This is a genomic window from Pseudomonas sp. PME37.24/006, from assembly GCF_055556635.1.
The window spans coordinates 41,779-55,621 of sequence record NZ_JBVHNL010000002.1; the positions used below are offsets into that span (position 1 = coordinate 41,779).

The 13,843-nt window shown below is 64.0% G+C and carries 11 protein-coding genes; 7 read left to right on the top strand and 4 right to left on the bottom strand.

All coding sequences use genetic code 11. The features are described 5' to 3' along the window. Positions 1-46: 46 nt before the first annotated feature. The 4 genes from ACZ3GY_RS05645 (at position 47) to pcaC (ending at position 4,031) form a co-directional block, all read left to right on the top strand. A complete protein-coding gene (locus ACZ3GY_RS05645; protein WP_465910006.1) occupies positions 47-1,360 on the top strand; it encodes an MFS family transporter in 1,314 nt (437 codons plus the stop codon). Between the two features lie 18 nt (positions 1,361-1,378). Next, positions 1,379-2,746 carry a 3-carboxy-cis,cis-muconate cycloisomerase gene (locus ACZ3GY_RS05650; protein WP_465909269.1) on the top strand — a complete coding sequence of 456 codons (1,368 nt, stop codon included), beginning with the start codon at positions 1,379-1,381 and terminating at the stop codon, positions 2,744-2,746. A 9-nt stretch (positions 2,747-2,755) separates the two neighbouring features. Further along, complete coding sequence (pcaD, locus tag ACZ3GY_RS05655; protein ID WP_465909270.1) at positions 2,756-3,547, top strand: 3-oxoadipate enol-lactonase; 792 nt, start codon at positions 2,756-2,758, stop codon at positions 3,545-3,547. 85 nt (positions 3,548-3,632) lie between these two features. Further along, the gene (gene pcaC, locus ACZ3GY_RS05660) at positions 3,633-4,031 is read left to right on the top strand and encodes a 4-carboxymuconolactone decarboxylase (RefSeq protein WP_042554079.1); all 399 of its coding nucleotides are present in this window, start codon (positions 3,633-3,635) and stop codon (positions 4,029-4,031) included. Positions 4,032-4,419: 388 nt separating this feature from the next. Here the strand turns inward: pcaC and ACZ3GY_RS05665 are convergent, their stop codons facing one another. Together ACZ3GY_RS05665 and ACZ3GY_RS05670 are read right to left on the bottom strand one after the other, a co-directional pair. Continuing rightward, on the bottom strand, positions 4,420-5,253 hold the full coding sequence (locus tag ACZ3GY_RS05665; protein WP_225832829.1) for an aldo/keto reductase: 834 nt from the start codon (positions 5,251-5,253) through the stop codon (positions 4,420-4,422). Positions 5,254-5,280: 27 nt separating this feature from the next. Continuing rightward, positions 5,281-7,002: an FAD-dependent oxidoreductase gene (locus ACZ3GY_RS05670; RefSeq protein WP_465909271.1), complete on the bottom strand. Its 1,722-nt coding sequence runs from the start codon at positions 7,000-7,002 to the stop codon at positions 5,281-5,283. A 162-nt stretch (positions 7,003-7,164) separates the two neighbouring features. On the opposite strand from ACZ3GY_RS05670, the gene ACZ3GY_RS05675 reads away from it, so the two are divergent. Further along, complete coding sequence (locus tag ACZ3GY_RS05675; RefSeq protein ID WP_465909272.1) at positions 7,165-8,931, top strand: ABC transporter transmembrane domain-containing protein; 1,767 nt, start codon at positions 7,165-7,167, stop codon at positions 8,929-8,931. Positions 8,932-9,154: 223 nt separating this feature from the next. Here the strand turns inward: ACZ3GY_RS05675 and folE are convergent, their stop codons facing one another. Next, positions 9,155-9,718 (bottom strand): GTP cyclohydrolase I FolE, encoded by a 564-nt coding sequence (gene folE / locus ACZ3GY_RS05680; RefSeq protein ID WP_225832825.1) that lies wholly within the window; start codon positions 9,716-9,718, stop codon positions 9,155-9,157. A gap of 187 nt (positions 9,719-9,905) precedes the next feature. Then, positions 9,906-10,907 (bottom strand): type I glyceraldehyde-3-phosphate dehydrogenase, encoded by a 1,002-nt coding sequence (gap, locus tag ACZ3GY_RS05685; protein WP_463565173.1) that lies wholly within the window; start codon positions 10,905-10,907, stop codon positions 9,906-9,908. A 131-nt stretch (positions 10,908-11,038) separates the two neighbouring features. Here gap and edd point away from each other — a divergent pair, with 131 nt between their 5' ends. After that, complete coding sequence (gene edd, locus ACZ3GY_RS05690) at positions 11,039-12,868, top strand: phosphogluconate dehydratase (protein ID WP_465909273.1); 1,830 nt, start codon at positions 11,039-11,041, stop codon at positions 12,866-12,868. After that, a complete protein-coding gene (locus tag ACZ3GY_RS05695; protein WP_465909274.1) occupies positions 12,865-13,830 on the top strand; it encodes a glucokinase in 966 nt (321 codons plus the stop codon). The genes edd and ACZ3GY_RS05695 overlap by 4 nt, the downstream gene beginning before the upstream one ends. Positions 13,831-13,843: the final 13 nt, after the last annotated feature.

Sequence of the window (13,843 nt, forward strand, 5' to 3'; positions counted from 1 at the left end):
AGTCGGAGTAGGGAACTGTCCCGTTCCTTACCAGTGAGTATTCATGATGAGTTCTGATGCCAGCACGGTGTACGAAGCCCCGAACTACAGCCCGGAAGAGCGCCGCAAGCGCATCTTCGCCATTGTTGGCGCTTCCTCCGGCAACCTGGTCGAGTGGTTCGACTTCTACGTCTATGCCTTCTGCGCGATCTATTTCGCGCCGGCCTTCTTTCCGTCCGACGACCCCACCGTCCAGTTGCTCAACACCGCGGGTGTGTTCGCCGCCGGCTTTCTGATGCGCCCTATCGGGGGCTGGGTGTTCGGCCGAGTTGCCGATAAGTACGGCCGCAAGGTCTCGATGATGATCTCCGTGCTGATGATGTGCCTGGGGTCGCTGGCCATCGCCTTCATGCCGACCTATGACAGCATCGGCGCTATGGCACCGCTGCTGCTGTTGCTGGCGCGCCTGTTCCAGGGGTTGTCGGTAGGTGGCGAATACGGCACCACGGCGACCTACATGAGCGAAGTGGCGCTCAAGGGCCAGCGCGGGTTCTTCGCGTCGTTCCAGTACGTCACCTTGATTGGTGGGCAATTGCTGGCCGTGCTGGTGGTGGTGATCCTGCAGCAACTGCTTAGCGAAGATGAGCTGCGTGCTTGGGGCTGGCGCATCCCGTTCGTGATCGGTGCCCTGGCTGCCGTGGTGGCCTTTTATCTGCGCCGTTCGCTGGATGAGACTGCGAAGAAAGACCAGATCGGCAACAAGGAATCGGGCAGCATCGCCTACCTGTTCAAGCACCACAAAGCAGCCTTCTTCACTGTGCTCGGCTACACCGCCGGCGGCTCGTTGATCTTCTACACCTTCACCACCTACATGCAGAAATACCTGGTCAACTCGGCAGGCATGAGCGCCAAGACCGCCAGTGGCATCATGACCGCTGCGCTGTTTCTGTTCATGATCATGCAGCCGTTGTTCGGCGCCTTGTCCGACCGCATCGGTCGACGCACCTCGATGCTCTGGTTCGGTGCCCTGGGGGCGATCTTCACCTGGCCGATCCTGGCGCTGCTGCAGACCGTGCACAGCCCGGTGATTGCTTTCCTGCTGATCATTGTGGCCCTGGCCATCGTCAGCCTGTATACCTCGATAAGCGGCCTGGTGAAGGCCGAGATGTTCCCGCCGGAAGTGCGCGCCTTGGGCGTTGGCCTGGCTTACGCGGTAGCCAATGCGCTGTTCGGCGGGTCTGCCGAATATGTGGCCCTGGGCCTGAAGTCCATCGGCCTGGAGCAGACCTTCTACTGGTACGTGTCGGGCATGATGGTGCTGGCCTTTCTGGTCAGCTTGCGTCTGCCGCGCCAGGCCAGTTACCTACACCATGATCATTGACCACGGAGTTTCAGCAGTATGAGTTCAAGGCCCTGCAGCCAGTTGTTCGATGCCTACTTCACCAGTGCGCCGATGCGCGAGGTGTTCAGCGACCATGGCCGCGTGCAGGGCATGCTCGACTTCGAAGCGGCGCTGGCCAGGGCCGAGGCTGCGGTCGGCGTGATTCCTGCGGCAGTGGTCGCCGATATCGAGGCTGCCTGCCGGGCCGAACTCTATGATTTCGACGCCCTGGCCATCGCCATCGGCAGCGCCGGCAACTCGGCGATTCCGCTGGTCAAGGCCCTGGGCAAACGCATCGCTGCGCAGAGTGAAGAGGCCGAGCGCTACGTGCACCTGGGCGCCACCAGTCAGGACGCCATGGACAGCGGCCTAGTGCTGCAGCTGCGCGCTGCCATCGTGCTGCTGGAAAACGACCTCGATACCTTGAGCCGACTGTTGGCCGAACAGGCCGAGCGGCATGCGGCAACGCCCATGGCTGGACGCACCTGGTTGCAGCACGCCACGCCAGTGACCTTGGGTATGAAGATCGCGGGGTGGCTGGGGGCGGTCGACCGCCATCGCCAGCGCCTCGCGGAGATCAAGCCGCGCCTGCTGTGCCTGCAATTCGGTGGCGCTTCCGGCAGCCTGGCGGCGCTGGGCGACAAGGCCTGGCCGGTGGCCGAAGCGCTGGCGGTTGAGCTGGGCCTGCAACTGCCGGAGCAGCCCTGGCACACCCAGCGCGATCGCCTGGTCGAGTTCGCCAGCCTGCTCGGCATGATCGCCGGCAGCCTGGGCAAGTTGGGCCGCGACCTCAGCCTGCTGATGCAGACCGAAGCCGGCGAGTTGTTCGAACCCTCTGCGCCGGGCAAGGGCGGCTCCTCGACCATGCCGCACAAGCGCAACCCGGTCAGCGCCGCGGTGCTGATCGGCGCCGCCACCCGCGCGCCCGGCCTAGTTGCCACCATGTTCGCGGCCATGCCCCAGGAGCACGAGCGCAGCCTCGGCCTGTGGCATGCCGAGTGGGAAACCCTGCCGGAGCTCTGCTGCCTGGTGTCCGGTGCCCTGCAGCAAGCGCTGCTCGTCGTGCCGGGGCTCGAGGTGGATGCCGAGCGTATGGCGCGCAACCTCGACCTGACCCGTGGCCTGGTACTGGCCGAAGCGGTGAGCATCGCCCTGGCGCAACGCATCGGTCGTGACGCGGCTCACCATCTGGTCGAGCAGTGCTGCAAACAGGCGGTGAAGGAGGGCGCTCATCTGCGTGAGGTGCTTGGCGCCAATGCCGAGGTCACTGCCCAGCTGTCCGCAGAAGAATTGGATCGCCTGCTCGACCCTGCGCATTACCTGGGCCAGGCGCGCCGCTGGGTCGAACGTGCCGTGGCACAAAGTCAAACAACCGCTTCCTGTTAGGAGATTGTCATGCCTGTGGTATCCCTCGCCGATGGCGACCTGAACTACAAACTCGAAGGCCCGGCGGAAGCGCCAGTGCTGGTGCTGTCCAATTCCCTGGGCACCAACCTGCATATGTGGGACGCGCAGATCCCGGCGTTCACCGAGCATTTTCGCGTGCTGCGTTACGACACCCGTGGTCATGGCCAGTCGCTGGTCAGCTCGGGCTTCTACAGCATCGAACAGAACGGTCGTGACGTCCTGGCACTGCTTGACGCGCTGAACATCGGCAAGGTGCATTTCTGCGGCCTGTCCATGGGCGGTTTGATCGGTCAGTGGTTTGGCATCAACGCCGGCGAGCGCCTGCAGCGTCTGGTGCTGTGCAACACCGCCGCCAAGATTGGTAGCGATGAGATCTGGAGCACCCGCATCGACACCGTGCTCAAGGGTGGCGAGAAGGCCATGCGCGATTTGCGCGATGCCTCCATCGAGCGCTGGTTCACGCCGCCGTTCGCTGCCGAGCATCCGGAGAAGGTCGATCCCATCGTCACCATGCTGGCGCAGACCTCGCCCCAGGGCTACGCGGCCAACTGCGCGGCGGTGCGTGATGCCGATTACCGTGAGCAGATCGCTGCGATCAAGGCGCCGACCTTGATCGTCTGCGGTACCGGCGATGCGGTGACCACGCCGGAGCACGGCCGCTTCATGCAGGAGCGTATCGCCGGTGCGGAGCTGGTCGAGTTCGACGCCGCGCACCTCTCCAACGTGCAGGCTGGCGAGTTGTTCACCCGGCGCGTGCTGGATTTTCTGCAAGTTGAATGACTGCCCGTTACTGATCCAGCCTGAGTGCTGGATCGATGGGGCGTGAGCGACGCGCCCCGATTCATTCTAGAGACCGGAGTTACCGATGGACGAGAAACAACGCTATGAAGCTGGCATGCAGGTGCGCCGTGCGGTGCTGGGTGATACCCATGTCGACCGCAGCCTGGAAAAGCTGACGCCGTTCAACGAAGAGTTCCAGGAAATGATCACCCGACATGCCTGGGGCGATATCTGGACGCGCCCGGGTTTGCCACGCCACACGCGTAGCCTGATCACCATCGCCATGCTGATCGGCATGAACCGCGAAGGTGAATTGAAACTGCACCTCAAGGCTGCCAAGAACAATGGCGTGACCCGTGAGGAGCTCAAGGAATTGATCATGCAGAGCGCGATCTACTGCGGCATTCCCGCGGCCAACGCGACCTTCCATCTCGCTGAGGAGCTGTGGGATGAAGTCGGCGTGGAGTCGCTGAACAAGGCGTAGGCAGGTTTCCGTAGGGTGGAAGACGCTGTTTTCTTCCACCAGGCGATTCGAGTATTTCTCGGGTATCGCTTTGCTCCACCCAGGCTACGAGAGAAGCCCCGCAGACGCGGGGCTTTTGTTTTGATGGCTCCCACGCTCCAGCGTGGGAGCCTGGTCAGGGCGCTCTGCGCCCGCTTTGCCTAGCCTGCACAGGACGCAGAGCGTCCCTCGATGCATTCCCACGCGGAGCGTGAGGAACGATCAGAGCAACGTTTGATGGCTCCCACGCTCCAGCGTGGGAGCCTGGTCGGGGCGCTCCGCGCCCGCTTTGCCTAGCCTGCGCAGGACGCAGAGCGTCCCTCGATGTCTTCCCACGCGGAGCGTTAGGTTCAGAGCGTGATCTCTGCTGTTACCAGGCCGGTGCGAAGTCCGGGCTGACCAGGCGACGGTCTTTGGGCAGGCTGGCGATCAGCGCGCGGTCTTCGTCGTCGAGGCGGATATCCAGAGCGGCCAGGTTGGCCCGCTGGTTTTCTACGCCGCTGGCCTTGGGGATCGCCGCCACGTTGTCCTGGGCGAGCAGCCATTGCAGCACCACCTGGCTGGGGAACACGCCGTGCTTGGCGGCAATCTGGCGGATTTCCGGCAATTGCGCGGCTTCGCCACGTGCCAGCGGGCAGTAGGCGGTGAACGCCAGGTTGTGTTCGCGGGCGTAGTCGAGCATCGGTTGCTGATCGAGCAGTACGTGGTATTCCACCTGAATGGCGGCGATTGGGGCCTTGAACTCCTCGATGCTCTGACGCAGCAGAGGCAGCGGGAAATTGGCGACGCCGATGTTCAGCGTCTTGCCTTCGTCACGCAGCGCCGCGAGGGTGTCCAGAGCGCGGTGCAGGTCATCACCTTTGAGGCTACCGGCGTTGCCTGGCCAGTGGATCAGGAACAGGTCGACGTACTCGGTGCGCAGCGCCTGCAGGCTATCGGCGAGCGAGGCGCGGATGGCATCGGGCTGCAGCTTGTCCCACCAGACCTTGGTAGTCAGGTGGATCTTCTCGCGGTCGACCTCTGTCTCAGCCAGCGCCTTGCCGACTGCCGCTTCGTTCTCGTAGGCCGTGGCGGTATCGATATGTCGGTAGCCGATCTGCAGGGCTTGATGCACCGCGCGGGTACATTCGTCGTCGCGCATGGGCCAGGTGCCCAGCCCCAGTTTCGGCATGTTCAGTTGGTAGCGATTGCGGATGGCCTGCATGTGAATACTCCTGATGACAACGAGTGACTATTCGTAGGCGCTGATGCCAGCAGCATGGCGCGCGGCGACGTAGCCGAAGGTGAGGGCGGGCCCCAGGTTGATGCCGCCCGAGGGGTAGTGGCCGCCGAACACGCTGGCCATGTCCGCGCCAGCGGCGTACAGGCCTCTGATCGGCAGGCCTTCGGCGTCGAGTACGCGGGCCGATGCGTCGGTCTTCAGGCCGGCGAACGTGCCGAAGCAGCCAGGTTGTACTTTGACTGCATAGAAAGGCCCCTGTTCGATTGGCGCGACGCAGGGGTTCGGCCCCGGATGCAGCGGGTCACCCTGCTTGCGATTGAACGCGGTGCTGCCGCGGCCGAACTCGGGATCGTCGCCAGCGCGTGCGTGCTGATTGAAGGTTGCTACCGTGGTCGCCAGGGCAACCGGGTCGATGCCGCATTGCAGCGCCAGCCGCTCTACGGTGGCAGCGCGCTGCAGGTAGCCACTGCGCAGTGCTGACCACAGCGGCACGGGAGCCGGGCGGGCGAAGCCCAGGCCATAGCGGCGTTGGAAGCGGTGGTCGCAGATCAGCCAGGAGCACACCTGCTGGCCATCCGGCACCTGCTCGACCATGGCCGAGACGTAATCGTAGTAACCGTGTGCCTCGTTGACGAAACGTTTGCCGTTGGCCAGTACACCGATGATGCCCGGCTTGCCACGCTCGATGATGTGCGGGAAGTGGCCGACGCTACCGTCGCCGCGCGGCACTCTGGAAACCGGTGCCCAGGCGACGGGCGACTTCAGCCGGGTGTCGACCTGGGCGCCCAGTGCCTCGCCGAGGCGTAGCCCATCGCCCGAGCAGGATGCGGGCGGTAGCGCCAGGTTCTCCTGGCCGCTGGCGTCGCGGGGAAACAGCTGTTGCCGACGCAGTGGATCATTGGGAAAGCCACCAGCGGCGAGAACCACTGCGCGGGCACTGATGAAATGCTCGCCATCCTTGCGCAGGATCGTGGCGCCACTGACTCGGCCGTCCTGCTGATGAAGGCGAACCACGGGCGCCGAGTCGATCAGTTGCACGCCGAGGTCGGCGGCCGAACGCGCCAGCCGTGCGACCAGTGCGGCGCCGTTGACCAGATGCATGGCGCGGCCGTAGCGGGCCAGGTGGTAGAGGTGAGCGCTGAAACGGCGGAGCACGTGCCACAGCGATTTTGGCGAGCGGGTCATGCTGAGGAAGGCCGCCAGATCGGCACCCGCCATGATCGGCATGCCCATGAACGAGGTTTCCTGCATGGTTTTGCGCAGGCGCGGCAGCAGGTCGAGCACCTCACGTGCATCGTAAGGGGCCGCAATCACCTGATGGCCGCCCGTGGCGGCACCCGGCGTATCACCGTGCATATCGGGAATCGCGTTGCCATCGGCGAACTGCAAGGCAGTGTGCCTTTCGAAGAATGCCACCATATGCGGGCAGGCTTCGAGAAAGGCCTCGACACGCTGGCCATCGAAGTGCTCGCCAAGTTCGTGGCGCAGGTAGGTGAGCGGCTGCTCGATGTCTTCTTCAATACCGGCCCGACGCGCCAGCGGATTGCGGGGTACCCAGGCCCAGCCACCGGACCAGGCGGTTGCGCCACCGAATACCGCGTCCTTCTCCACCAGCACGACCTTCTGACCGTGCCAGGCGGCGGTCACTGCGGCAGCCAGCCCGGCGGCGCCGGAGCCGACCACTAGCAGGTCGCATTCTTGAGGGAGCGGGGCGGGGGTTGCGGCGGGCATTTTTTTGGCTCCTGGCGGCTTATGATTATTTTTGGAATCGAGTTCCATATATTAATTTCAACAGCAGGCTGCCGCCAAGATCAGCCCCAGCGCTTGATGTTTGCAGCTCGCGGCCCCATCTGATGGGCTAGAGCCCTTCTGCCATCAGCCTTCGAGCCCGCCATGAACCTGTTTTTGTCTTCTCGCCACCGTGAGGCCTTGCGCATGTCGTGGGCGTTTATCGCCCCCTATCGTGGGCGCGTGGCCGGCGGGCTGCTGGCGTTGCTGTTTACCGCAGCCATTACCTTGTCCATGGGGCAGGGCATCAAACTGCTGGTGGACCAGGGGCTGGCCACGCAATCGCCGGAAGCGCTGCGCCACTCGATCCTGCTGTTCTTCGTGCTGGTGCTGGCCCTGGCGGTCGGCACCTACACGCGTTTCTATCTGGTGTCATGGCTCGGCGAGCGGGTAGTGGCGGATATCCGCAAGCGGGTATTCGATCACCTGATCGGCTTGCATCCGGGGTTCTATGCGCATAACCGCAGCTCGGAGATCCAATCGCGGCTGACGGCCGACACTACGCTGCTGCAATCGGTGATCGGTTCATCGCTGTCGATGGCGTTGCGCAACCTGATCCTGATGGTTGGCGGCATGATCCTGCTGGTCATCACCAATCCCAAATTGAGCGCCATCGTGCTCGCTGCGTTGCCGCTTGTGGTTGCGCCGATTCTGCTGTTCGGCCGCCGCGTCCGAGAATTGTCGCGGCTCAGTCAGGATCGCATCGCCGATGTCGGCAGTTACGTCAGTGAAGTGCTCGGGCAGATCAAGACGGTGCAGGCCTACAACCACCAGGCCGAAGATCGCCGCCGGTTCAGCCTGTCCGCCGAGGCCGCATTTGACACGGCGCGAAAACGCGTGGCTCAGCGTGCCTGGCTGATCACCGTGGTGATCGTGCTGGTGCTCGGCGCCGTCGGGGTGATGCTCTGGGTCGGTGGCATGGACGTGATCGCCGGGCGCATCAGCGGCGGTGAGCTGGCTGCGTTCGTGTTCTACAGCCTGATCGTCGGCTCCTCGTTCGGCACCCTCAGCGAAGTGATCGGCGAGTTGCAGCGTGCGGCCGGTGCCGCTGAGCGCATCAGCGAATTGCTGCGCGCACGCAACGAGATCCATGCGCCGCTCGACGGTGCTCTGATTCCGGTGCAGCCCGTGCAGGGGCGCATCGAGGTAGAGGATTTGTCCTTCGCCTATCCGACCCGCCCGGAAAGCCTCGCCCTGCAGGGTATCGATCTGACTGTCGTACCTGGCGAAACCCTGGCCATCGTCGGGCCTTCCGGGGCGGGCAAGTCGACGCTGTTCGATCTGCTGCTGCGCTTCTACCACCCGCAGCAGGGGCGAATCCTGATCGACGGCCTGCCGATCGATCGGCTCGATCCCCATGTGTTGCGCGAGAACTTCGCACTGGTCTCCCAGCACCCGGCACTATTCTTCGGCAGCGTGGAGGACAACATCCGCTACGGGCGTCTGGATGCCAGCAGCGCAGAAGTCGAAGCTGCCGCGCGGGCGGCCCATGCCCATGAGTTTATCGAGCGATTGCCGCAGGGCTACCAGACCCACCTGGGCGATGCCGGGCTGGGTTTGTCTGGTGGGCAGCGTCAGCGCCTGGCGATTGCCCGTGCATTGCTGGTGGATGCGCCGATTCTGCTGTTGGACGAAGCCACCAGCGCTCTGGATGCCGAGAGCGAACACCTGATCCAGCAGGCGCTGCCCGAGCTGATGCGCGGCCGTACCACGTTGGTGATCGCCCATCGCCTGGCCACGGTGAAGAGTGCGGATCGCATCGCCGTGTTCGATCAGGGGCAGTTGGTTGCCTTGGGCAGGCATGCCGAACTGGTCGCCAGCAACCCGCTGTACGCGCGGCTGGCCGAGCTGCAGTTCGTGGAGAAAACCTGAGGCGGGTTATCAGGGGCATCTAGGGGCCGCGACCCCACGGCGAATGGTGTGGGCGATGCCGATATCGCGGTGACGCCACCGTCGTTTCGCGCCGAGGTCGACGCTCCTACAGGGAAGGTGCGCTCACCCAATTGGTAGGAGCCGCGACCCCGCGGCGAATGGTGCAGGCGCCGCCGATATCGCGGTGACGCCACTAGCGTTCGAGGCACTGAATCGTTTGCTCTCAGCTATTGACCAGACTGAGGAATTCGCTGCGGGTCGCGGCGTTTTCGCGGAACTCCCCAAGCATCACCGAGGTAACCATGGAGGAGTTCTGCTTTTCCACGCCGCGCATCATCATGCACATGTGCTTCGCTTCGATAACCACCGCTACACCCAGGGCGCCGGTGACCTGCTGGACTGCCTCGGCGATCTGCCGGCTCAGGCTTTCCTGGATCTGCAGGCGGCGGGCGTACATGTCGACGATGCGCGCGACCTTGGAGAGGCCCAGCACCTTGCCATTGGGGATATAGGCGACATGGGCCTTGCCGATGAAGGGCAGCAGGTGGTGCTCGCAAAGCGAATACAGCTCGATGTTCTTCACCACCACCATCTCGCTGGCGTCGGAGCTGAACAGCGCGCCGTTGGTGACTTCTTCCAGGGTCTTCTCATAGCCGTTGCAGAGGTACTGCATGGCCTTGGCCGCGCGCTTGGGCGTGTCGAGCAGGCCTTCGCGGGAGACGTCTTCGCCGAGTTGGCCGAGGATCGCGGTGTAATGCTGTTCGAGAGTGTTACGGCTAGAGTCCATGCGGCTTCCAGTGATGTTCGGATGACAATGTACCTGCTGCCTGCCGACGCGGCTGGCGACGCCGACCAGAGCGATCTGGCGTGAGTGGCCGGCATTGAGGTTCAAGCGGGCGGCAATTGTAATCCGCTCACGGCGATTTACCGAGCGTAATCCGCTTCGATGCCTCGCCGCACTGGTGAGCGCTGCCTCATTTGGCCGCGTGGGCAGCCAGGCAGGTGTCGAGCATGCGGTTTGAAAAGCCCCACTCGTTGTCGTACCAGGCCAGTACCTTGACCAGCCGGCCGTTCACCTTGGTGTGATTGGCGTCGAAGATCGATGACAGCGGGTTGTGGTTGAAGTCGCAGGACACCAGCGGCAGTTCGTTGTAGCCCAGTACCGGAGATTGCTGGCTGGCCGCGCGCAGCAGGGCGTTTATTTCCTCGGCGCTGGTGTCGCGCTGTACCTGCACCGTCAGGTCGACCAGCGAGACGTTGATCACCGGTACCCGCACCGCCATGCCGGTCAGGCGACCCGCCAGCTCCGGCAGTACCAGGCCGACGGCTTCGGCCGCACCGGTCTTGGTGGGAATCATCGATTGCGTGGCCGAACGCGCGCGGAACGGGTCGCTGTGGTAGACGTCGGACAGGTTCTGGTCGTTGGTGTAGGCATGGATGGTGGTCATCAGTCCGCTCTCGATGCCCAGCTCGCGCTGCAGCACTTGGGCGACCGGTGCCAGGCAGTTTGTGGTGCAGGAGGCGTTGGAGATGATCTGGTGACTGGCGCGCAGGCTGTCGTGGTTGACGCCGTAGACCACCGTGGCATCAGCGCCCTTGGCGGGTGCGGAGATGATCACCTTGCGCGCGCCGGCAGTCAGGTGGGCGGCGGCCTTGTCGCGGTCGGTGAACAGGCCGGTGCACTCGAACACCACGTCGACGTCGAGATCCTTCCAGGGCAGATCCGCCGGGTTGCGGATCGCGCTGACGGCAATGCGATCGCCATTGATGATCAGGTTCTGCCCGTCGACCTCGACGGACGCATCGAAAATGCCGTGTACGCTGTCGTATTTGAGAAGGTGCGCATTGATTGCACTGTCACCCAGATCGTTGATCGCGACGACTTGCAGGTTTTCGCGGTAGCTCTGGGTATAGAGTGCACGGAGGACGTTACGGCCGATGCGACCGAAACCATTGATGGCAATTCGCAATGTCATGAGCGCTGATCCTTATATGTTGTTTTAAAAACAAGATTATTCTCATGAAAGTAGAAATCAAGCGTTTTAGCTGTCAGTATTTTGATAAAAATACAATTCGAATTGCTACCTGTTAGCCTGGAGTCGACACCATGCATCCCCGCATTCTCGAGGTAACCGACCGCCTGATCGCCCGCAGCCGCGCGACTCGCGAACGCTACCTGGCGCAAATGGCCGCCGCCGATAGTGAAGGCCCACACCGCGGTGCGCTGCAATGCGCCAACTTCGCCCACGGCGTTGCCGGCTGTGGTTCCAGTGAAGACAAGCAGCGGTTGCGGCTGATGAATGAGGCCAACGTCGGCATCGTTACTGCCTACAACGACATGCTGTCCGCCCACCAGCCCTACGAACACTATCCCGAACTGATCAAGCAGGCGCTGCGCGCAGTGGGCTCGGTCGGGCAGGTGGCGGGCGGCGTGCCAGCGATGTGCGACGGTGTGACCCAAGGCGAACCGGGTATGGAATTAAGCCTGGCGAGCCGCGAGGTGATCGCCATGTCCACCGCGGTGGCGCTGTCGCACAACATGTTCGACGCGGCGATGCTGCTGGGCATCTGCGACAAGATCATCCCGGGGCTGATGATCGGCGCCCTGCGTTTCGGCCACCTACCGATGATCTTCGTGCCGGGCGGGCCGATGCCGTCGGGCATTCCCAACAAGCAAAAGGCCGAAGTCCGCCAGCTTTACGCCGAAGGCAAGGCGACTCGCGACGAGCTGCTGGAATCGGAGATGAAGTCCTACCACAGCCCCGGCACCTGCACCTTTTACGGCACCGCCAACACCAATCAGGTGGTGATGGAAATCATGGGCCTGCACCTGCCGGGCTCATCCTTCGTCAACCCGTACACGCCGCTGCGTGATGCGCTGACCGCTGAGGCCGCGCATCAGGTGGTGCGCCTGACCCGCCAGGGCGGCGAGTACACGCCGCTGTGTCGGATCATCGACGAGAAGGCCATCGTCAACTCGGTGGTGGCGCTCAACGCCACGGGCGGCTCGACCAATCACACCCTGCACATTCCGGCCTTTGCCCGCGCCGCCGGCATTCAGTTGACCTGGCAGGACATGGCCGACCTGTCCGCCGTCACCCCGACGCTGGCCAAGGTCTACCCCAATGGGCAGGCCGACGTGAACCACTTCCATGCCTGCGGCGGCGTGCCGTTCATGGTGCGTACGCTGCTCGAAGCCGGCCTGCTGCACGAGGACGTCTATACCGTCGCCGGGCATGGCCTGTCGCGCTACACCCAGGAGCCTTTCCTCGGCGACAACGGCCTAGTCTGGCGTCAGGGCCCGGAGCAGAGTCTGGATCGCAATATCCTGCGTAGCGTGCCGGAAGCCTTCTCGCCGGAAGGCGGGCTGCGCGTGCTCAAGGGTAACCTCGGCAACGGCGTGGCCAAGGTCTCGGCGGTGGCACCGGAGCATCAGGTGGTCGAAGCCCCGGCGCGGGTATTCGAGACCCAGGTCGACCTGGCCGAAGCCTTCAAGGCCGGCGAGCTGGAGCGCGATTTCATCGCTGTGGTGCGCTTTCAGGGCCCCAAGGCCAATGGCATGCCGGAGCTGCACAAGCTCACGCCGTATCTGGGCATCCTCCAGGATCGCGGCTTCAAGGTGGCGCTGGTCACCGACGGGCGCATGTCCGGCGCCTCGGGCAAGGTGCCGGCAGCCATTCACGTTAGCCCGGAAGCCTGGGATGGCGGGCCGTTGGCTCGGGTGCGTGACGGTGACGTAATTCGCGTCGATGGCGTGGAGGGGCGCTTGCAGATTCTGGTCGACGATATCGAATGGGCGGCCCGCGATTCTGCGCCGCGCCCGCAAGGCACCGGCGTCGGCTGCGGCCGCGAGCTGTTCGCGTTCATGCGTGCCGCGTTCAGCCCGGCGGAAGAGGGCGCCAGTGCCTTCACCGCCGAACTGGATTCGCTGCGATGAGTCTGGCGCTGGTTGGCGACATTGGTGGTACCAACGCGCGCTTCGCTCTTTGGCGCGACGAGCGTCTGGAGTCGGTGCGCGTATCGGCCACCGCCGATCACGCCACCGTCGAGCAGGCCATCCAGGCCTATATGGCGGCCGAAGGCTTGGCGCTCGGCGAGGTGGAAACTATCTGCCTGGCCTGTGCTGGCCCGGTCGAGGTCGATCCGTTTCGCTTCACCAACAACCCGTGGCGCATCGACCGCGCGGCGTTCTGCGCCGAACTGCAAGTGAGCAAGCTGCTACTGATCAACGATTTCTCCGCCATGGCCCTGGGCATGACCCGCCTGCGGGACGATGAATACATCACCGTCTGCCCTGGCGTGGCGCAGCCGCAGCGCCCCGCTGTGGTGATTGGCGCCGGCACCGGCCTGGGCGTCGGTACCTTGCTGGCCTTGCCGGATGGCAGCTGGCATGCGCTGCCGGGCGAGGGCGGCCACGTCGACTTGCCGGTCGGCAGCGCCCGCGAGGCGCTGATCTGGCAGGCGTTGCATCGCCAGCTCGGTCACGTCAGCGCCGAGGCTGGTGCGCTCAGTGGTAATGGGCTGTTGGCGTTATACCGCGCTGCCTGTGCGGTGGACGACCAGCCCGCTGCGCTGCAGAGTGCGGCTCAGGTAACTCGCGCCGCGCTGGAGGGCGAGCCGCTGGCGGTCGATGTGCTGGAGCTGTTCTGCTGCCTGCTCGGTCGCGTCGCTGGTAACAATGTGCTCACTCTGGGGGCTCGCGGCGGTGTGTTCATCGCCGGCGGCATGGTGCCGCGTTTCGCCGACTTCTTCATGGCCAGCGGTTTCTCCCGCAGCCTTCGAGACAAAGGCTGCATGAGCGATTACTTCGATGGCCTGCCGGTCTGGCTGGTGACTGCCGAGTACCCTGGCCTGGTAGGCGCAGGGGTGGCTGCACAGCAACACCTCCTACGGAGTTAGCAGACAAATAGCG